We start from the raw sequence: 17,928 nt of genomic DNA, 5'->3' as shown, positions 1-17,928 counted from the left end.
ACGGGGTGACCATCACGGTCGGCACCTACAACGTGCGCGGCATGAAAGATGACGTCGCCGCGCTTGGCAGAGTCATCAGGGCGATGAGTCCCGACGTGCTGTGCGTGCAGGAGGCGCCGCGGCTGGTGTGCTGGCGGCGCCGGCGCATGGAGCTGGCCGAGTCCGCGGGCCTGCGCGTGGCCGCGGGAGGCAGGCTCGGCGGCGTCGCCATCCTCCTCGCCCCGGGCGTACGGCTGCTGCACACCGAGAGCCACGTCTTAAAGATCTTCCTAGGTTTGGAGATCAGGGCCGTGGCCATCGCGGTCGTCGAGGTCGAAGGCGCGCGCTTCACCGTCGGGTCGATCCACCTCGACCTCGACGAGGCGGCCAGGCTCCACCACGCCGCGGAGGCCGTCGCCATGATCGAGCAGGTCGCGGCCAGGTTCGACGCGGCGATCGTGCTGGCGGGCGACATCAACGAGCAGGACGACAAGGCCACCTGGCGGTACATCGCGGCCAGGCTCAGCGACTGCTACCCGAGGGCGCCGCGAGGTAATGGATTGACCTTCAGGGCCAGGAGCCCCGACAAGCGCATCGACGCGATCTTCGCCACCCAGGGGCTCCAGGTCGCCTGGTGCGGCGGCGTCGACGCCGATCCCGCCGACCTGGTCGCGGCCACGGATCACCTACCCGTGGTGGCCAGGCTTGTACGGGCCTAGGCCGCGCGGCCTCACCGCTGGCCGTACCATTTGGTCATGACCCGTCGCCTTCGGCGGCGTGCGCTGTTCCTGTGCGTGGCAACCATCGTCTCCGGCCTGCCCGTCGTGAGTGCCGCGCACGCCGAGCCCGCCCGCCTTCCGATCGAGTCGTGGCAGCGCTCGACCAGCGTGCGTCTCAGCGCCGACAGCTCACTGACCGACGTGGACGCCGTCTCCGCGGACGAGGTGTGGGCGGTCGGCCAGCAGCAGATCTGGGATGTGTGGGAGAGCCGCGGCGCCATCGGCAGGTGGAACGGCACCGGGTGGAGCGAGGTGCCCGTCCGCGACGCCACGGCCGCGGGGCCGCTGCGCAGCGTCTCGGCGGTCTCCGCCAGCCAGGTGTGGACGGTGGGAGACGGCCATGACGGCCTGCCGTACCTCGGCAGGGGTGACGCGAGCGGCTTCGACAGGGTCAGGGTGCCCGGCATGCGGGCCGGCGATTGGTTCGGCGGCATCGACGCCCGCGCGGGCAAGGTCGTCGCCGCGGGCAGCCGCGACGGCAAGGCGCTGCTGCTGACCGGGCAGGACGGCAAGTGGACCTTCCACCAGACCCAGCAGAAGGGTGCCCTCTACGCGGTCGACGGCTCCTTCGCGGTCGGTGACACCGGCAAGGCGCCGCTGATCATGCGCTACGCCGACGGCGAGTTGACCTCGATGGAGCTGCCCTCGGTGCCCGGCGGCTATCTGCGCGACATCTACGTCGACAGCGCCAAGCGGGCGGTGGCGGTGGGCGGCGTCTACGGCGAGCTCGGCGTCTCCGAGCCGCTCGCCCTCGTCTGGAACGGCAAGCGTTGGACCCGCGCCGACCTGCCGAAGTCACGCGCCAGGCTCTACGGCGTGACGGGCGACGGCAAGGGCCGCTTCTGGGTCTCCGGCTACGACCCCGACCACGACGGCGAGGCGTTCCTGCTGCGCAACGAGAAGAAGCAGTGGGAGGTCATCCGCGGCGGCCCCGAGAAGGCCAGGGGCAGCGTCAGGCTGCAGGCCGTGACCTACCTGCCGGGCAAGGGCGGCGTCTGGGCCGTCGGCCACGTCGTGGACGCGGCCGAACGCTACAGCGACATCGTGGAGTCCTTCGGGCGTTCGTCGGCTAAATGACCGCGCCGTCGTCCCAGCCCGAGTCGTTGGGCGGGCCGTCCCCCATGCGCACCACCAGCGCCACGAAGCCGCCGATGAAGGCCGCCACCGCGGTGAACAGCGCCCAGCCCTGCATGTCCCAGCCGCTCATGGCCGCCACCAGCAGGTAGGCGGGACCGCCGAACAGCGCCACCCACGCCACCTTGGTGGCCAGGTCGATCTTGGGCAGCGGAGGGGGCGGCTCGGGCACGAAGTGGCCCTCGTCGTCCTCCTCGTCGAGGAGCGGCTCGTCGTCGTCCTCGGGCTCGGGCTCGGAGGCCTTGATCACCCGGCGGGTCGGCTCGGGCTCCTGCTCGGCGGGGGACAGGTTCTCGCTGTCGGGCCATGGCTGATCGGCGGAGTCGGGCTCGTTGTAGGACGCGACGATCTGACGCCAGACCTCGTCCTCGTCACTCTGCGGCGTCACGTCACATCCTTCACGAAGATCGCACATTCCCCCCGGCGGCGATCAGTCTCTCTGCAAGGGTACCGAGGCATGTGTCCTGATGAAGTCCAGGCTCCCGGCAAAGATCCTGTCGGCATCGTTGTCCAGGGTCGCAACATGGTAGCTATCGGGGAGCTCCTCCACCGTCACTCCGGCGACCCGCTCGCGCAGGATCGCCACGCTTGTCGGTTTGACCACGTGGTCCTCAGGGCTGTGGAACACGAGGACAGGCGCGTCGAGCGTCCCGAGATCGGCCTGCACGAGCGACCACAGCCACGGCAGCGTCGCCGCCGCCTTGACAGGGGTCCGAGCGTAGGCGAGCTCGACCGCTCCCGGCTTCTTGATGTCGTTGGCCACGCCGGGCACCGACGCGATGAACCACTTCAACACCGGCGCGAGGCGCAGCAGCGGCACGTCGTTGGCGATCGAGGGGTTGACCACGATCACGCCCTTGACGCCCGAGCCGTGCACCTCCGCCAGCCTTAAGGCCATGCAGCCGCCCAGCGAGAGCCCTGCCACGAACACCTCCGCACACCTGCCGCGCAGGTCCTCGAAGGTCTTCTCCAGCTCGGCGTACCAGTCCTCCCAGCGGGTGTGGCTCATCTCCTGCCAGGTGGTGCCGTGTCCCGGCAACCTGGGCAGGGCCACGCTGAGGCCGTGAGCCGCGAGATACTCCCCCCACGGGCGCAACGACTGAGGAGTGCCGGTGAAGCCGTGACACAGCAACACACCGACCTGTCCGGCGTCGTGGTGGTACGGCTCAGCACCTGGCATGACCGGCATAACCGCTCCTCGCCGGGAAATCATCCCTGCATATTCAATCCTGCAATTGATCCCCGATTTGCCCGATCGTCGCATGATATGGGGGAGTTGCGCGAGTAGTGGTGTAGGAGCTTCGCCCCCGAGATGCGAAGATGATTACGGACTGTTCCGAGGAAGAGGTGGCCAGGTGTTCTATTGGGTGGTCAAGGCCATCTTGTCGCCGTTCCTGCATCTGGTCTTCAGGCCGTGGGCCGAAGGCCTCGACAATGTGCCGCGCCAGGGTCCTGTCATCCTCGCAGGCAACCACCTGTCCTTCGCCGACCACTTCTTCGGAGCGCTCCACCTGCCGCGCAAGGTGATCTCGCTCGGTAAGTCCGACTACTTCACAGGACGCGGCATCAAGGGCTTCTTCACCCGGCTGTTCTTCAGCGGCGTCGGCACCGTGCCGATCGACCGCTCCGGCGGGAAGGCCAGCGAGGCGGCGCTGCGTACCGGCAAGCGCATCCTGGCCGAGGGCCACGTGCTCGGCATCTACCCCGAGGGCACCCGCTCGCCCGACGGCCGCCTCTACAAGGGCAAGACGGGCGTGGCCAGGCTGGCGCTGGAGTCGCGGACCCCCGTCATACCGTGGGCGATGGTCAACACCTACGAGATGATGCCGCCAGGACGGCCGCTGCCCAAGCTCGGCATCCGGCCTGGCGTGCGCTTCGGCAAGCCGCTCGACTTCTCCCGCTACTACGGCATGGAGGACGACCGCCTGGTGCTCAGGGCGGTCACCGACGAGATCATGTACGCGCTGATGGAGCTGTCGGGCCAGGAGTACGTCGACAAGTACGCCGCCAGCGCGAGGGTCGAGCTGGAGCGCGCCGCGCGGGCGATGCAGGGATAGTCACCACGCGGGCTTCTCGGCGAAAACCCGCCTGACCGCGCCGCGCAGCCAGGCGTGCGCGGCGTCGGCGTCGTGGCGGGGATGCCAGGCCTGCGAGATCTCCAGCGCGGGCAGCTCCAGCGGGATCTCGAACGTCACCAGGCCGAGCGCGGTCACCGCCTCCGGGGCCTGCCAGGCGCCCACCATCCCCACCAGGTCCGAGTCGCGCAGCACGACCAGCGACTGGGTGAAGGCGGGCACCGTGCCCACCACCCGGCGCCACAGGCCCAGCTCGGCCAGCGCCTTGTCGATCGGCCCCGCCAGCCGTCCCCTCCGCGAGACGAGGAGATGGTCGGCGGCGGCGTAGCGCTCGGGCGTGATCGGCCCGTCGAGCAGCGGGTGCCCCGCTCGCACCAGGCCGACGAGACGGTCGGTGGCCAGCGGCTCGACCCTGGTCTCCGGCGCGGCGTCGTGGATGACCGTCACCTCCAGGTCCGCCAGGCCGTCGCGCAACGCCCTGACATCGGTGGGGCCCTCGGGGACGAAGCGCAGGGTCACGCCGGGGGCCTGCCGTACCGTGCTGGTGAGCAGGGGGGCCGCGATCGCCGCGATGACCGCGTCCGAGGCCAGGATCGCGAAGTCGCGCCTCAGCGTGGCGAGGTCGGGCTCGGCAGGGGAGGCGAACACCCTGCGCGCCGCCTCGACCAGCGACCGCACCTCGGCCTGTACGGCGAGCGCACGCGGCGTCGGGACCATGCCCCGTCCCGACCTGACCAGGATCGGGTCGCCCATCGCCCTGCGGATGCGGCCGAGCGTGCGGCTCATCGCGGGCTCGGACAGGTGCAGGCGCAGCGCGGCGCCCGAGACGCTGCCCTCCTCCAGGAGCGTGTCGAGGGCGATCAGCAGGTCGAGCGATGGTTGTGCCTGGCGCATGTACACCTTGCCAAAGATGCATTTGAAGTCATGTCACCGTCGATCCTACGGTGAGGGTGTCTCCCGCTCCCACCTGTTTCGAGGGGTTCCCGCATGCCCGAAAGATCCAGGATCCTGGCCGTCATGGCGGCCTCGGTCATCCTGGCGGTCTCCCTGGTGGCCGCCGTCAACCTGGCCATCCCCACCCTCGCCGCCGGCACGCTCCGGCCCAGCCCTTCGCAGTTGGTCTGGATCGTCGACGCCTACGTCATCGTCTTCGCCTGCCTGCTCATCCCGGCGGGCGCGGCCGGCGACCGCTACGGCCGCAAGGGCGTGCTGCTCACCGGCCTCGGCGTGTTCGCGCTCGGCAGTCTGGCCGCCGCGCTCGCCACGACCACCGGGGTGCTCATCGCCGCCCGAGCGCTCAGCGGCGCGGGCGCGGCGCTCGTCATGCCCGCCTCGCTCTCGCTGACCATCGGCGTCCACCCGCCCGAGGAACGCGGCAAGGCCATCGCGACCTGGACCGCCGCCACCGGCATCGCCGGCGTCCTCGGCAACGTGGGCGGCGGGCTCGTCATGCAGTACCTGCCGTGGCAGGCGCTGTTCCTGATCCCCGTGCCGATCGCAGGGCTCCTCGCGCTGCTGACCGCCAGGCTGGCGCCCAGGCAGCCCCGCCACCACGCCGACCTCGACCTGGCGGGAGCCGCGCTCCTGATCGCGGGCTCCGTCGCGCTGCTGTTCGGCGTCATCGAGGGGCCCTCGCACGGCTGGACCAGCGCCCCCGTGCTCGGCGCCTTCGCCGTCGCCGCCGCACTCCTCGCCGGCTTCGTCGCCCACCAGTACCGCACGGCGGGGCCGCTGCTCGACCCGCGCCTGTTCGCCAGGCCAGGACTGCGCGCCGGCACACTCGGCGTCGCCGTGCTCTTCTTCGGGCTGTTCGCGCTGTTCTTCGTCAACGCCCGCTACCTGCAGGAGGTCATGGGCTTCTCGCCGCTGCTCACCGGTCTCGCGATCCTGCCGCTCACGGTGCCGATGATCGTGCTGTCGCGGCTGTCGGCGCGTTTCGACCAGCGGAGGGCGGTGCCGGCCGGGCTCGCGCTGGTGCTCACCGGACTGGTGACGCTGTCGTTCGCGGGCGCCGGCACGCCGTACGTGCTCTACGCCATCGGGCCCACGCTCATGGGCGCGGGCATGGGGCTCAGCCTTCCGCACCTTTCGCACACCGCCGTGGCCGCGCTGCCGCCCGAGCGGGCCGGACTCGGCTCCGGCCTCACCAGTGCCTCCCGTGAGCTGGGCAGCGCCGTCGGCGTCGCCGTCATGGGGACCGCCCTGGCCACCCACGGCATGTCGGCCGGCTACCTCGTCATCGCGGCCGTCGTGCTCGCCGGCGCGCTGCTTACCCTGCGGTGGCTGCGCGCACCCGCTTCACATGCTCAGGCGTCGTACGGCAGCAGCCGCCGATGAACGACGCGCCCAGGTCCCTCCACTGCCTGGCGGCCTCGCCGTACTCCGTCGGGTCGGCGAACCCGCGCCAGCGCTGGCCCTCGGCGTCCCACGTCTCGCCCGAGTTCGGGTAGACGACGACCGTGAACCCGGCCAGCTCGCGGATCAGCCCCGAGATGTGGGACGGCGAGGTGCAGTTGACGCCCACCGCGACGACCTGCGGGCTGTCGGCGAACAGCGCCGCGGCCCGCCTGACGGGGGTGCCGTCGTTGAGATGCTTGTCGTCGCGGCAGGAAAAGGCGATCCACGCCCTCACCTCGGGCGTCTCCTTCAGGAGGCGGCTGATCGCCTTGGCCTCGGCGAACGACGGGATGGTCTCGCAGGCCAGCAGGTCCGCTCCCGAGCCTGCCAGGATCTCCCACCTCGGACGGTGCCAGTCGGCCAAGCCGTCCTCGTCGAGGTCGTAGTCACCGGTGTACTCGGCGCCGTTGGCCAGGTACGCGCCATAGGGGCCGACACTGGCGGCGACCAGCCCGCCGCCCGCCTCGTCCCTGGCCTGGATGGCGAGCTCGACAGAGAGGGTGATGAGGTCGGCGGCTTCGCGCTCGGACATGCCACGCTTGACGAAGGCGGGGATGGAAGCCTGGTAGCTGGCGGTGGTCGCCACCTGCGCGCCGGCCGCGAAGTAGTCGGCGTGGACGCGGCGGATGAGGGCGGGGTCTTCCAGCAGCAGGCGTGCCGACCACAACTCGTCGCGCAGGTCGGCGCCCAGCGCTTCGAGATGGGTAGCAAGTCCGCCATCTAGGACAAGTGTGCTCACACCATCACTTTATTCTCTCTTCTCCAAGCGTTTCCCCCGCCCGCCCTTCGCCCCCTCGCGCGCGCCACCCCAGCCGCCACCCCTGCCCCTCATGTCGCGCATCCTCGTCTCCCACGTCTCCGCGCCCTCCCACCCTGGCCCGCCCACCCCGCGAGTTTCCGGCCCGCACGCGTCTTTCACGCCCGTGCCCTTCTGGCTGGGACCTCTCGCTTTGCGGCTTTCCGGTCCGTACTCGTCTTCCGCGTCTTCGTGTCCCGGGTCCTCGCGATGTCGCTGGTCAGCGGGCGGCGTCGAGGAAGAGGGAGCCGATGGTCCTGAGGTGGTCGCGGAAGGCGGCGGGCTCGACGACGTCGAAGGGCGCGCCGATCGCGCCGAGGACGAACACCGGCCACTCGAAGTCCTCGACGTGCATCACCAACCGGCACGTCCGTTCGTCCACCTGCTCCACCATCCCGCCCGTCTGGGCGATGACCGGTTCGACCCGGGAGGCGGGCGCGTGGACCACGGCCACGACGGCGTGCCGTACGGGGAGGGAATCGAGCTTGGACACGACGAAGGCAGCCGCGTCGCCGCCGGGGAGGGCGCGGGACCGGAAGCGGGCGCCGGTCGGGGCGGGCTCGTTGAGGCGGTCGACGCGGAAAGTACGCCAGTCGGACCGTTCGACGTCCCAGGCGACGAGGTACCAGCGGCGGCGCAGGGACACCAGCCGGTACGGCTCAGCCAGCCGTTCACTCCGCTCGCCCGACGCGGAGGTGTAGGCGAAGCGGAGGCGCTCGGCGTCGCGGCAGCCCTGGGCTAGGACGGTCAGGATTTCGGCGTCCACCGTCGGGCCGTCTACTGACGAAGGAATGGTGTATGCGCGGAGCGCTTCCACTCTCCGGCGGAGGCGGGGCGGCATGACCTGGACGACCTTCGACAGGGCGCGCACCGATGTCTCTTCGATGCCGTCCACCCCGGCCGCGGTGCGCAGGCCGACGGCTATGGCGACCGCCTCCTCGTCGTCGAGCAGGAGCGGCGGCATCGCCGTACCCGATCGGAGCTGGTAGCCGCCGGAGACGCCGCGGCTGGCATCCACCGGATAGCCGAGCTCGCGCAGGCGGTCGATGTCGCGACGCAGCGTGCGCTCGCTCACCTCGAGCTTGCCGGCCAGCTCTCCGCCGGGCCAGTAGCGGTGGGTCTGAAGGAGGGAGAGGAGACGGAGCATCCGTGCGCTGGTGTTGGCCATGGCTTCATGGTCGCTTTCATTCAGGCCGGAAAGTGGCCGGAATTCACCCTAGCGTGGAGACATGACCATCTTGGTAACCGGTGCTACCGGTTTTGTCGGTAGGAACGTCGTCGAGCAGCTTCTCGCCGCGGGGGAGAGCGTGCGCGCGCTCACGCGGGACCCGGCCAGGGCCGCGCTGCCGCCCGGAGCGGACGTGGTGCGCGGGGACCTGGCCATGCCCGAGACGTTGGCGGGGGCGCTGGATGGGGTTGAGCGGATGTACCTGTTCCCCGTGGACAAGGGCGCCGAGGAGGTCGTCGCGCGGGCGAAGGCGGCGGGGGTGCGGCGGATCGTGGACCTGTCGGCCGCGTCGGTGAGCGCCGGGCTGCACACCAGCCCGGTGGAGTCCGTGGTCGAGGCGTCCGGGTTGGAGTGGACGCATGTGCGGCCGTGCGGGTTCATGGCGAACATGCTGCAGATCTGGGCTCCGGCGGTCAGGGCGTCGCGGGAAGTGCGCTACCCGTTCGCGGACGAGCCGATGAACCTCATCCACGAGGCCGACATCGCGGCGGTGGCGGTGGCCGCGCTGCTGGAGGACGGTCACCACGGGAAGGCGTACACGCTGACCGGGCCGGGGCTGGTGACCGTACGCGAGCAGGTGGCCGCCATCGAGGCCGCGCTCGGAGAGCGGGTGCGGTACACGGAGGTGACGCGAGAGGAGGCCCGCGTGATCATGAAGGCGCAGGGCGGGTTCGCGGCCGAGAGCGCGGACCTGATGCTCGGGTTCGTCGAGTACGGCGGGGCCGCGGCCGCCGGTGAGGACGGCTACGCCGATCAGGACTGGTCGGCGCTGATGCGGACGTGGCCCGATCTGCAGGAGGTGCTCGGCAGGCCCGCGCGAAGCTACGAGGAGTGGGCCCGCGACCACGTGGCCGACTTCCGATGAACCCCGGCCACAGGAGCCAGCGAGCCCTGGTGCGGGGCAGGTAGGGGAAGGCCGCGCGGGGAGGTGCATCCGCGCGGCCTTGGGCGGGTTGACGATCGGCCGGTCAGCCCCGTTTCCAGAACGGGCGCGGGCGGGTGGTGCCGGTGGAGGAGTCGCCCACGAGCCTGGTCAGGACCTCGACCGCGCGGGTCCAGAGGGCGTCCGCGTCGGCGCCGGGGTGTTCGGCCGTCTCCAGTTCGGCAGCCAGCGCCGACAGTTCGGCGTGACCGCCGAGGTAGGCGGCCAGGGCGGCCAGGCGGCTGCCGAGGTCGGCAAGGTAGAGCTGCCGGTTGACGAGGACCGTCTTCAGCCGCTCGAGTTCGGCCACCAGCTGTGGCCTGACCAGGTCGAGTTCATGCCTGACGGGTGGCTGTGGCGAGGCGGCCCTTCCGCGGCCGAACTTGGCGCTGCGGCTGAAGGATGGGCCACCGCTCATCGGCCCCGAGCCGCCGTAGCCGGGCGCGCCCGGGCCGCCGCGCTCCTGCTCATGGACCATCCAGTCGACGTTCGCCTGGCTGTCCGGTGCGCCGCCGCCACCGAAGCCGGAGTCTTCGTCGACCGGGGCGGGAGCGCCGGGCTCGGGGAGGCCGCGCGGCATGCCCGAGCCGCCGGGCCGGCGGGAGGCCGGGGGCGGTGGCGTGGCGGGAGCGGCGGCGGCCATGGCGGTGAACATCATGCCGGACGCCGAGGGCGGCATGGCGGGCATCTCCCACCCGCTGGGCGGCTCGACGGGCTGGATCACGCGGTGTTCGGGAGCGCCCTCCGCGACCTGATGGGTGTCGATCGCGACATAGGCGGTGAAGCGGCACAGCACGCCGTACGCGAGCGACGTCTCCACGATCCTGGACTCCAGGTCGTGCTCGCCCATGGCGTACCGGTCCTCGAGGTCGCGCAGGTGCGCGCGGGCCCAGATCGCCCGGATGGCAGGGTTGTCCACCACCGTGCCGGGGACGGTCTGCTCCCAGGGCTTTCCGCCCGCGAGACCGTGGACGGTGATGGATGAGCCGTCGCGGTAGCGTCCTGAGACCTGCAGCGGTACGCCGGGGAAGATCGAGCCCAGGTGGGTGACGGTGTCGGTCTCGACGTCGAGGCCCTTCAGCGACAGATCCGTGACCAGCGGGGCGCCGATCCTGCGGTGGATCTGTTCCATGGCCGCGTCGAGGCGGTCCTCCGACTCGACCAGCTCGCAGCGGCCCGCGCCGAGGCCGGCCAGTCTGCCGAGGAAGCCCGCGTTGACGGCCCTGTCGATGCCGACGACGTGCACCCGCATGGCCGAGAGTGCGCCTCCCGCCTGCTCCAGGATCTGGTCCTCGTTGCCGACCTGGCCGTCGGTGACCAGGACGACGACCCGGTCGCGGGCACCCGGCCCCTCATCCGGTCGTTCACCCGGCCCCTCACCTGGCCGTTCACCCGGTCGTGCACTCGGCCCCTCACTCGGCACGGTGGCTGTGCTCATGGGGCCGGGCGAGGCGTCGGCCGTTCCACGAGGGGGCGTGGGCGATGGTGGGGACGGGTGCGTGAGCAGGGTGATGGCCTGCCGGAGCGGGGCGAGCAGCTCGGTGCCCCCGCGGGCGTCGACCCTGGCCAGGTGCTCGACCGCGCGGTAGCGGTTACGGTCGGACGCCTCGCGCAGCCCCTCGAACGCCTGTTCCACCACGGAGTCGAACGCGAGCACCGCGAACCTGTCGTCGGTGGTCAGCGTGTCGACGATGCGGGCGGCGGCACGCCTGGCCGCCACCATCTTCCAGCCCGTCATGCTGCCCGAGCGGTCGAGCAGCAGCACCACATCGCGGGGGGTGCGCTGCCCCTGCGGCGCGGGCGGCAGCACGGTCAGGTTGAAGGTGCCGTCGCCGTCGAGCAGCAGCGCCGTCGACGCCTCGAAGCCCAGCCGGAGGATGAAGTCGCGGTCGAGGCGTTCGCCCGGCTGGAGCTCCACGGTGGTGCCTTCGCGCTGGACGACGTGCAGGCTGGAGGCGAGCTCGCGCAGTTCGAGGCCAGCGGGGTCGACGTCGGCGCGCAGCGACAGCCGTACCGGATGGGGAAAGCCCGGCAGCAGCACGGGCGGGGTGATGCGGGAGGCGTCGGGGACGGCGCCGGTGTCGGGCGCGACTCCGCCACCCGCGGGAGTGCCGTCGAGGGGGTCGCCGGGGATGTAGCGCGGCGCGACGACCAGGGGGAAGCGGAAGGTGGCCGCGCCGTCCTCGTACGGCAGCGGCTGGCTCAGCGTGAGCCGCACGGTGACCCGCTCGCCCGGCAGGATGTTGCCGACGGTGATCGTGAAGACGTCGGGCCTGTCCTCTTCGGCGAGCGCGGCCCTCCTGCCCTCGCTGAGCGCCCTGTCGTAGTCGGCCCTGGCCTGGCCGCGCTCCTTGAGCACGCCCTCGATCAGCCGGTCGTCGGCCTCCATCGTGAACGCGGTCACGGCCGCCCTGTCGGGCAGCGGGAAGACGTAGGTCGCCTCCAGCGTCACGTCGAACGGGTTGCGGAAGCCCTGCGCCACCTCCACGCCCGCGATCAGCCCCGAGATGCGCGCGGCGACGTCGACGCTCTCCAATGGCAGGTTGCCGCGCTCGGTCCGCAGCGCGCCCATGCCGGCCTCGGGGACCGGAAGGCACTCGGTCGGGTCCAGCGAGATGATCTTCATGTCGCGCTCCCTTCGTGGAGGCGGCGCTCTTCGAGCACCGCGAGAAGCGGTCCGGCGGCGGCGAGGACTGCCTCGAGGTCGGCTTCTGACGGGGTACGGCTAGCGCCGTCGATGAGCAGCGTCACGCCCTCGGCCAGCCGTACCCCGTGGACGGGCCACGACCGCGGACCGGACTCGGGGCTGCGCGCCCAGAACCTCGGCCTGGCCACCTCGCCCAGCCACACGGTGTCAGGCGCGGCGGGTGACGTCGTGGGGGCAGGAGGTGGTGGATACGGCCGGACGGAGCCAGGGGCAGGAGACGGCTGGGCGGTGGTGGGACCGTCGCCCGGTGCGGGGGCAGGGGGTGGCCAGGCGGTTTCGGGGCCGTCAGGCGGTTCGGAGGGGTCGGCGGTGGCCGGCCGTGCAGCCGGCGTCTCGCCGGTGGCTGGCGGGGGTGCGGGGGAAGGGGGGAAGGGCGGCCAGGGGTGTGGGGGCGTGGCGTGAGGGGGAGGCCCGGGGTGGGGGGATGTGCCCGCGGTGAGCGGAGGGAGGGGGAGCTGGGCGGCATGGGCGAGCATCGTGTCGGTGGCGCCCGTCAGGGCCGCCTGGATCTCCGCGATGGACGACCCCTCGGCCTGCATGCGCTTGATCGCCACCAGCTGCAATAGGTGGCGCCGACCGTAGAGGGCCACCCTGCCGCGTCTGGTCAGCGGCGGGTCGAGGAGCCCGATCGTGGCGTACCACCTGATCAGCCGCTCGCTCGGCACCTCGCGCACCCGCCCGTTGACCTGCTGGCCCGACGTGCGCAACTCGCTGGCCGCGTGCCGCGCCAGCTCGCCGATCGTCCAGGTCTCGCTCATGATGCAACGATGACACTGTCATCGTTGCAGTGTCAATGCCGGGGAAGATTCGGCCGGTGAGATCGGTTGTTCAGAGCGAACCTTTTTGTCGAGCGACGAGAGGACAACCTCATGGCTACGATCACCGGAGCGCTGTCGGGCGAGGCGAGGAAGGTCGTCGCGGAGGCCCTACAGGGGGCGCTGGTCGATCTGATCGATCTCTCCCTGGTGGCCAAGCAGGCGCACTGGAACGTGATCGGCCCGCACTTCCGTCCGCTGCACCTGCAGCTGGACGAGCTGGTGGCGGTGGCGCGCGAGCACGCCGACACCGTCGCGGAGCGGGCCGTCGCGCTGGGGATCAACCCTGACGGGAGATCGGCCACGATCGCGGGGTCGACGAAGGTGCAGCAGCCCGAGCAGGGGTGGATCGAGGACGGCAAGGTCGTCGCCACCTTCACCGACATCCTCGAAGGGGTCCTCAGGCGGATGCGCGAGCGGGTCGCCGCGACCGACGAGCCCGACCCCGTCACCCAGGACGTACTGATCGCCGTCACCCAGGACGTCGAGAAGCAGCACTGGATGTTCCAGGCCCAGCGGTAGACAGAGCCCAGCGGTAGACAGAGCTCAGGGGTGGAAAGAGCTCAGGGGTAAGGAACTACAGGAGTTCGGCGGCGAGCGCGGCGATCGGGGGACGGGTGGCCAGCAGGAGGCGGAGCGCCTCCTCCGTGGCCCCGTGCGTGGCGACCTCGCCCTCCATGAGGGCCCGCAGCCACGCGTCACCGTCGCCGCGCAGCGCCGCCCGCTCCAGCCGATCGAGCACCGTCGCACCCGGATGCGCCTCCCTGCAGAGGGTCGACAGCAGGTGCGGCCACCCGGCCGTGAGCGCGGCCAGCTTGGCCACCGCGGCGTCCGGCGTGCGCGGAGCCCCGGCGAGCTGCCGCCGATAGGTGACGAACGAGTAGAAGCGGAACACGTTGAGGTACCGCTTCACCTCGCGCGGGTTGCGCAGGTCCAGCCACGGGAGCGTCGCCTCGATGGCGTGGAAGGCGTTCTCGTCGCTGTAGATGTCGCCGAAGACGCGGTCGGCCGCGCGCAGGACCTCTTCGGGGCGGGCGCCGAGGGCGGCCTGGGCGTGGCGGACGCTGCGCTCCAACGTCGCACTGGTCGGCGACAGCTTTCTGATGGCCGCCTCCACCCTGTCGATCTCCTCCTCACGCACGGGTTCGGCGCGCGGCGGCGCGTCGTGCGACGGCAGGCCGAGCAGGACGCGCAGGTAGTGGGGCAGCCGGTCGTCGTCGAGCTGCGGCACGCTCAGCGGTAGTTGCACGATCTTCTCGAGGAACCGCCAGCCGACGCCCTCGGGCAGTTGCAGGCCCCGGTAGGCGTTCTCGACGTGCGCCGCCACGACGTCGGGCTCCATCGCCAGCACGAAGACGCAGTTCGGGAACTCGCCCGCAAGGAACAGGTTGATCGCCTCGATGACCTGCGCGACCGTCCCGGACGAGCAGCGGTCGAGGTCGTCGACGAACACCACGAGCGGCCGCTCGGGCGTGGCCACCAGGTCGAGGACGTTGCGCATGTCGGTCTGCACCAGGTGCAGGAAGCCCGCCTTGCCGCGGTAGTCGTGCTCGAAGCCGAGCCCGAGCGGGTCGGGCGGGCGCATCAGGCCGCTGAAGCTGCCGCCCGCCGACTCGCCGAAGAACCTGGCGATCCGCAGCGTTCCCGTGACCACGGAGGCCAGCGCCCCCGCCGATCCGATCGCCGCGGCCGACCCCTTCAGCCAGGGCAGCAGCTGTTCGGCCGCGAGCGACGCGCCCGACAGCAGCAGAGTCGCCGCCAGGCCGATCCCCACGGGCACGAGCCTGGTGAGCGCCAGCTGGTAGGCCTGACGGCGGACGGACTCCCTGTCGACGCGGCTGAGGTTCAGCTCCAGCCAGAACCTCTCGCGTTCGGCGAGGGGAAGGCGCTGGGTGACCTGTGTGATGATCTCGTGGGCGAGCCCCGCCCACACCTGCTCGCCGTCCTGGTACATCCACGGGTTGAACCAGACCGTCGGCCGCCAGTCGGCGTCGGCGTCGGGGACCGCCCTGCCCTCGCGCGCGCCGATCGCCCGCCGTACCCGATCGAGGATCTCGGCGTTGGTGACCTGGCCGCGCTCGCGGCGCGGCGGGCGCAGGCCGACCGGGTTCTCGCCCGTCGCCCCCGGGTCGAGCAGTTCCTGCACCATCCGCATGAGCGAGGTCTTGCCGACGCCCCACGGGCCCTTCACGCCGATCGTCAGCGGCGGCTGGGTGTCGGGGTGGCGGATGAAGGCGGCCATCGCCTCGGCGTACACGCGGTGCCCCAGCCGGTCGTCGAGCGTCCACCTGTCCGGTGTCAGCCGCGCTCTCGGCCGTACGGCGACGCGGCGGGCGCGCATGCGCCGCAGGCTCCACGCCAGCCGTTCGGATTCCTCGCGCGACAGCAGCGACCCGCCGAACGCGCGCACCGCCTCGTGCGGCGTCGGCACCAGGCCCCACCTGACCAGCTCGTCCAGGCCTTCGCGGGCGTCAAGCAGCTCGGCGTGGTCGGCCGTCAGCTCCTCGCCGGGGCCGAGCAGCGCGACCACGGGCAGCAGCCGTCGCGCGGGCTCGCTCAGGTACAGGTCGTGGACGCGGGCGACGATCTCCGCCGCCGACGCGGGCACCTCCCGTTCGCCCGCCGCCTTCAGCATGGCCGCCGTGTGCGCCAGCGCCACCTCTCCCTCGGTACGGCCGGCACTGACCGCCACGTCGTCGATGTCGCCGTGGCTGAACATGATCGCGCGCAGGTCTGAGCCGACCTCCTCGTAGCCCTCTTTCGCCATGACGTACAGGTCGGACACCGTCACCGCCTCGCGCCGCGACAGCAGCCCGTCGGCCAGCAGCTCGGTCAGCGAGGGGGCGGGGCCGGGACGTTCGGCGCCGTGGCCCAGCGAGGCCGTCAGCGCGGCGGCCGCCACCGGCGGATCGCCCGGCACGTCGAGCCGCGCGTGGCCGGGCCCGTCGGAACCGCTGTGCAGCACCCACCCGAAGTCGACCACCAGCAGCAGCGCCGCCGCGCACGAGTCGCCCAGCCGCCGCGCGAACTCCGAGATCAGCCCGGTGAACGCGCTCGGCACCCAGGCCGAGCCCGCGGGCCAGCGGACCAGCAGCAGCTCTCCGGGCGCGGCCGACTGGAGGAACGCCGCGAGGGCGGGGAACGGCGACTCCGACTCGCCGGTCCGTACCTCGAACCCGCACTGCCGCAGCGCGTGCGCGAACCTGCGGGAGGGTTCGCCGTCGAGGAAGACCAGCGCCCTGCGCTCTCTGATCCGGGGAGCGAGCTGCACGGGTGTCATGTCCAAGAATGCTGGGGCTCCGGATCGGCGGTGGCGCGGGGCTTGCGCAGAGGTTTGCGCAGAGTTTGACGGCGAGATCCCCTTCCATTCATGTCATTCCGATCGACTGGGTACGGGCTTGGGCCTAGCGTGGCAACTGACAGGGAGGGCCCCACATGTTGCGCAGAACTCTCCTCCGCACGGGCGCCGTCGTCGTGGGCTCGCTGTGGCTCGGAACGTCGAAGGTGAGCGCCTCCGCCGGCCCCTACGGCCCGCTCCAGGAGCCGAACGCCGACGGTCTCGCCCTGCCCAAGGGCTTCACGGGCAGGGTGGTCGCCCGCTCAGGCCACAAGGTGGCGGGGCTGACCTGGCACGCCGCGCCCGACGGCGGCGCGTGCTTCCCCGACGGCAACGGCTGGATCTACGTCTCCAACTCCGAGATCCCGCTGCTCGGCGGGGTGTCCGCGCTCAGGTTCGGGGCAGACGGCGCCGTCCGCGACGCGTACCGGATCCTGTCGGGCACCAACCTCAACTGCGCGGGCGGCGCCACCCCGTGGAACACCTGGCTGTCGTGCGAGGAGATCCACAGGGGCCGCGTCTTCGAGTGCGACCCGTACGGCTCCCGCGCCGCCCGCCCCCGCCTGGCCATGGGCCGCTTCAAGCACGAGGCGGCCGCCTGCGACCCCGACAGGCAGGTCGTCTACCTCACGGAGGACGAGCCCGACGGCTGCTTCTACCGGTTCAGGCCGCGCGACTGGGGCGACCTGACGGAGGGCACGCTCGACGTGCTGACCACCTCGGGCGCCTGGCGCAGGGTTCCCTCGCCCGCCGCGGTCACCAGGGCCACCCGCCACCAGGTCGACGACGCCAGGCACTTCGACGGCGGCGAGGGCTGCCACTACATGGGCGGCGTCTGCTACTTCACCACCAAGGGCGACGGCAAGGTCTGGGCCTACGACGCCACGGCGGGCACCCTCAAGGCGCTGTCGACCGTGCGGGGCGCCGACAACATCACCGGCACGGGCGCGGGCGAGCTGTTCGTCGCCGAGGACGGCGGCAACATGGAGATCAGCCTGGTCGGCCTCTCGGGAGAGGTCTCGCCGTTCCTGCGCCTGTCGGGCCATGGCCGTTCGGAGCTGACGGGGCCCGCGTTCTCCCCCGACGGCAGGCGGCTCTACTTCTCCTCCCAGCGCGGCAAGAGGGGTGACGCGGGCGGCCTCGACGGCCACACCTTCGAGGTGACGGGCCCCTTCGCTCAGGCGCTGGTCAGGTAGCCTGTCAGCGCGACCTTCAGCTCCCGCGTCAGCTCCGGCGAGTTCTGCGGGACGACGGCCTTGACCATGGAGACGGCCATCGTGCCCATGAGCAGCGCCCGATCGCGGTCGAGGCCGGGGAGGCGGCGCACCAGCAGCTCGGCGACCTGCTCGGCGATGGCCGCGTGCAGGCGTTGGGAGGCCGCCGCGAGCCTGTCGCCGGTGGCCGAGCCGTACAGCAGGGCCCAGTAGGCGGGCGATCGGCCCTTGAACGCCACGCTCTCGTCGACGAAGGCCGCCACCAGGGCCTCCAGCGGCACCTCGGGAGTGACGGCGGCCAGCCGCTCGGCCCAGAACTCGCGGCGCTCGTCGGTGTAGCGGGCGACCAGGCCGTCGAGGATCTCGTCCTTGTTGCGGAAGAACTGGTACAGCGAGCCGGGGGACATGCCCGCCCGCGCCGCGACCTGGTTGGTGGTGAGGTCGGGGTAGCCGACCTCCGCGATGACCAGCTCGGCCGCGTCGAGGATCTCGGCGATGCGCTTGAGGCCGCGGGCCTGGCGGCGTACCGGACGGTCGGACATGCG

At 71.7% G+C, this 17,928-nt stretch carries 16 protein-coding genes; 7 read left to right on the top strand and 9 right to left on the bottom strand.

Going from position 1 to position 17,928, the window contains the following annotated elements; genetic code table 11:
• Positions 1 to 5 precede the first annotated feature (5 nt).
• Together AB0B45_RS01730 and AB0B45_RS01725 are read left to right on the top strand one after the other, a co-directional pair.
• Positions 6 to 698: an endonuclease/exonuclease/phosphatase family protein gene (locus AB0B45_RS01730; protein ID WP_358123756.1), complete on the top strand. Its 693-nt coding sequence runs from the start codon at positions 6 to 8 to the stop codon at positions 696 to 698.
• 36 nt (positions 699 to 734) lie between these two features.
• Entirely contained in the window at positions 735 to 1,835 is a 1,101-nt protein-coding gene (locus tag AB0B45_RS01725; protein WP_358123754.1) for a hypothetical protein, read from the top strand.
• On the opposite strand, the gene AB0B45_RS01720 is transcribed toward AB0B45_RS01725, so the two are convergent.
• Together AB0B45_RS01720 and AB0B45_RS01715 are read right to left on the bottom strand one after the other, a co-directional pair.
• Positions 1,828 to 2,280, bottom strand: coding sequence for a hypothetical protein (locus AB0B45_RS01720; protein ID WP_358123752.1), 453 nt, complete (start codon positions 2,278 to 2,280; stop codon positions 1,828 to 1,830). The genes AB0B45_RS01725 and AB0B45_RS01720 overlap by 8 nt on opposite strands.
• A 42-nt stretch (positions 2,281 to 2,322) precedes the next feature.
• Positions 2,323 to 3,081, bottom strand: a complete 759-nt coding sequence (locus AB0B45_RS01715; RefSeq protein ID WP_358123750.1) for an alpha/beta fold hydrolase — start codon at positions 3,079 to 3,081, stop codon at positions 2,323 to 2,325.
• Positions 3,082 to 3,247: 166 nt separating this feature from the next.
• On the opposite strand from AB0B45_RS01715, the gene AB0B45_RS01710 reads away from it, so the two are divergent.
• Positions 3,248 to 3,949, top strand: coding sequence for a lysophospholipid acyltransferase family protein (locus AB0B45_RS01710; protein WP_358123748.1), 702 nt, complete (start codon positions 3,248 to 3,250; stop codon positions 3,947 to 3,949).
• Here the strand turns inward: AB0B45_RS01710 and AB0B45_RS01705 are convergent, their stop codons facing one another.
• Positions 3,950 to 4,861: a LysR family transcriptional regulator gene (locus AB0B45_RS01705; RefSeq protein WP_358124714.1), complete on the bottom strand. Its 912-nt coding sequence runs from the start codon at positions 4,859 to 4,861 to the stop codon at positions 3,950 to 3,952. It lies immediately after the preceding gene.
• Between the two features lie 93 nt (positions 4,862 to 4,954).
• Here AB0B45_RS01705 and AB0B45_RS01700 point away from each other — a divergent pair, with 93 nt between their 5' ends.
• On the top strand, positions 4,955 to 6,304 hold the full coding sequence (locus AB0B45_RS01700; protein ID WP_358123746.1) for an MFS transporter: 1,350 nt from the start codon (positions 4,955 to 4,957) through the stop codon (positions 6,302 to 6,304).
• Here the strand turns inward: AB0B45_RS01700 and mmuM are convergent.
• The gene (gene mmuM, locus AB0B45_RS01695; protein ID WP_358123744.1) at positions 6,237 to 7,103 is read right to left on the bottom strand and encodes a homocysteine S-methyltransferase; all 867 of its coding nucleotides are present in this window, start codon (positions 7,101 to 7,103) and stop codon (positions 6,237 to 6,239) included. The two genes, AB0B45_RS01700 and mmuM, sit on opposite strands and share 68 nt — an antisense overlap.
• 277 nt (positions 7,104 to 7,380) lie before the next feature.
• Positions 7,381 to 8,328, bottom strand: coding sequence for a YafY family protein (locus tag AB0B45_RS01690; protein ID WP_358123742.1), 948 nt, complete (start codon positions 8,326 to 8,328; stop codon positions 7,381 to 7,383).
• 61 nt (positions 8,329 to 8,389) lie between these two features.
• On the opposite strand from AB0B45_RS01690, the gene AB0B45_RS01685 reads away from it, so the two are divergent.
• Positions 8,390 to 9,253 carry an NAD(P)H-binding protein gene (locus AB0B45_RS01685; RefSeq protein ID WP_358123740.1) on the top strand — a complete coding sequence of 288 codons (864 nt, stop codon included), beginning with the start codon at positions 8,390 to 8,392 and terminating at the stop codon, positions 9,251 to 9,253.
• A 103-nt stretch (positions 9,254 to 9,356) separates the two neighbouring features.
• On the opposite strand, the gene AB0B45_RS01680 is transcribed toward AB0B45_RS01685, so the two are convergent.
• Entirely contained in the window at positions 9,357 to 11,936 is a 2,580-nt protein-coding gene (locus AB0B45_RS01680; protein WP_358123738.1) for a VIT domain-containing protein, read from the bottom strand.
• Positions 11,933 to 12,775: a helix-turn-helix domain-containing protein gene (locus AB0B45_RS01675; RefSeq protein ID WP_358123736.1), complete on the bottom strand. Its 843-nt coding sequence runs from the start codon at positions 12,773 to 12,775 to the stop codon at positions 11,933 to 11,935. Before AB0B45_RS01675 ends, AB0B45_RS01680 begins: the two co-directional genes overlap by 4 nt.
• A gap of 111 nt (positions 12,776 to 12,886) precedes the next feature.
• Here AB0B45_RS01675 and AB0B45_RS01670 point away from each other — a divergent pair, with 111 nt between their 5' ends.
• A complete protein-coding gene (locus tag AB0B45_RS01670; protein ID WP_358123734.1) occupies positions 12,887 to 13,354 on the top strand; it encodes a DNA starvation/stationary phase protection protein in 468 nt (155 codons plus the stop codon).
• Positions 13,355 to 13,409: 55 nt separating this feature from the next.
• Here the strand turns inward: AB0B45_RS01670 and AB0B45_RS01665 are convergent, their stop codons facing one another.
• The gene (locus AB0B45_RS01665) at positions 13,410 to 16,112 is read right to left on the bottom strand and encodes a P-loop NTPase fold protein (RefSeq protein WP_358123732.1); all 2,703 of its coding nucleotides are present in this window, start codon (positions 16,110 to 16,112) and stop codon (positions 13,410 to 13,412) included.
• A 155-nt stretch (positions 16,113 to 16,267) separates the two neighbouring features.
• On the opposite strand from AB0B45_RS01665, the gene AB0B45_RS01660 reads away from it, so the two are divergent.
• Complete coding sequence (locus AB0B45_RS01660; protein WP_358123730.1) at positions 16,268 to 17,365, top strand: alkaline phosphatase PhoX; 1,098 nt, start codon at positions 16,268 to 16,270, stop codon at positions 17,363 to 17,365.
• Here the strand turns inward: AB0B45_RS01660 and AB0B45_RS01655 are convergent.
• Positions 17,347 to 17,925, bottom strand: coding sequence for a TetR/AcrR family transcriptional regulator (locus AB0B45_RS01655; protein ID WP_358123728.1), 579 nt, complete (start codon positions 17,923 to 17,925; stop codon positions 17,347 to 17,349). The genes AB0B45_RS01660 and AB0B45_RS01655 overlap by 19 nt on opposite strands.
• Positions 17,926 to 17,928: the final 3 nt, after the last annotated feature.

This window comes from Nonomuraea sp. NPDC049152, assembly GCF_040648355.1.
In the GTDB taxonomy this organism is placed as follows: Bacteria; Actinomycetota; Actinomycetes; order Streptosporangiales; family Streptosporangiaceae; genus Nonomuraea.
This window is presented reverse-complemented; position numbering and strand designations above follow the sequence as displayed.